This is a genomic window from Pedobacter sp. 01N416 (genome assembly GCF_056399685.1).
This window is the reverse complement of record NZ_JBFTRT010000809.1, coordinates 1-1,693: the sequence shown is the minus strand read 5'-3', so window position 1 is coordinate 1,693 and position 1,693 is coordinate 1. Positions and strand designations below refer to the sequence as shown.

The following is a 1,693-nucleotide window of genomic DNA, read 5'->3' as shown; positions in this document are numbered from 1 at the left end:
AAACTATGTTATCAAAAATAATCTATAATGTTGAAAGAACCATTCATAACAAAAAACATTATACCGCTCCCAATTCACTTCTAAAATTTGGAAAATATTATATTCATTTCAATATGAACCCAAATACAACATGGTATTTTGTATTTGAAAAAAGTAATAATAGGTATTTAATTACATACGTGTTTAATAATTATTCTACAGAAGCGAAAGATTTAAACTACAGATTTTAAAAATAATTTACTATCTTGAAGAATGAATTTTCCAGAAGATTTTCTTCATTATGTATGGCAATTCAGGTCGTTTGATTATAGCGGGCTGCAAACTACCGCTGGAGAAAACTTGAAAATTATCAATCCAGGCTTGTTAAACAAAAATGCTGGGCCGGATTTTTTTAACGCGAAAATCGAAATTGACGATACTACATGGGCTGGTAATGTAGAAATTCACCTCCGGTCGTCAGACTGGTTAAAACACAATCATCAGATTAATCCCGCTTACGAAAATGTTGTCTTACATGTTGTTTATGAGCATGATGCGGAAATAAAAAGAATAGACAATACTGTTTTGCCCGTTTTGGAATTAAAACAGCGTATCTCTGCCGATCTCATCAAAAAATACGAAAACCTATTTCTCACATTAACTGATTTTCCTTGCATTGCACAAATTGGAACGGTAGATCAATTAATTGTCGATTCTTTTTTATCAAGAACCTTAATAGAACGTTTCGAGCAAAAAACAAATGCTGTTACAGAAACCTTGAACGAATTAAATGGGAATTGGGATGAGACTTTTTACCGTTTTCTGGCGCGTAATTTTGGCTTTAAAATAAATGCCCTGCCTTTTGAGTTGTTTGCTAAAGCCGTTTCGCAGCAAATTTATGCCAAGCACAAAAATAACCCAAACCAAATTGAAGCGCTGGTTTTTGGTGCCGCTGGTTTTTTAAATGATCAGTTTGAAGAGGAGTACCCTAAAAAGCTAAAGGCCGAATTCCAGTTTCTTCGAAAGAAATACAATATTAAACCTATAGAAGTTTCGATGTGGAAATTTATGCGGATGAGGCCGCAAAACTTTCCTACAATCAGATTGGCACAATTTGCAGCGTTAATTGTAAAAGCCAACCATCTTTTTTCTAAAATTATCGAAATCAAAGATATAGCCCAATTGCATGCTTTGTTTGAAAACCTACCGGTAAACGATTACTGGAAAACACATTATCATTTTAAAAAAGAAACCTCTGGTGTAAATACGCAAATTGGGAAAACATCTGTTGATAATGTTTTGTTAAATACGGTGGCTTTGTTTTTATTCGCGTATGGTAAACACACGGGTACACAATACTATATTAGCAGGGCGATAAAATTGTTGGAGCGTTTGCCAGCTGAGCAAAATGCGATTACAGATAAATTTACCGGGGCAGGGGTGAAGATGGATCATGCATTTGCTTCGCAAGGAATTTTGCAGCTGAAAAAGCAATACTGCGATGAGAAAAAATGTCTATATTGTGGTATTGGAATTAAAATTTTAAAGCAGGCCTAACCAGATGCTGATTTCAAACAAAACTTTCTACCCTATAATCTGTTTTTAAATTATGGAATTTCCACACGAGCTAAAAGAACTATATCCTAATCAGATTATTGAGGTTAGGGGTAATGCCGATGCCTTAACTGTTATTTTAAACAAAGATGTCGATATC

Annotated in this window: 1 protein-coding gene; it reads left to right on the top strand. The window is 34.2% G+C overall.

Annotated elements, in window-relative coordinates; all coding sequences use genetic code 11:
• Positions 1–252 precede the first annotated feature (252 nt).
• The gene (locus tag AC1DND_RS27385) at positions 253–1,536 is read left to right on the top strand and encodes a DUF2851 family protein (RefSeq protein WP_477585949.1); all 1,284 of its coding nucleotides are present in this window, start codon (positions 253–255) and stop codon (positions 1,534–1,536) included.
• The last annotated feature ends 157 nt before the right edge of the window (positions 1,537–1,693 follow it).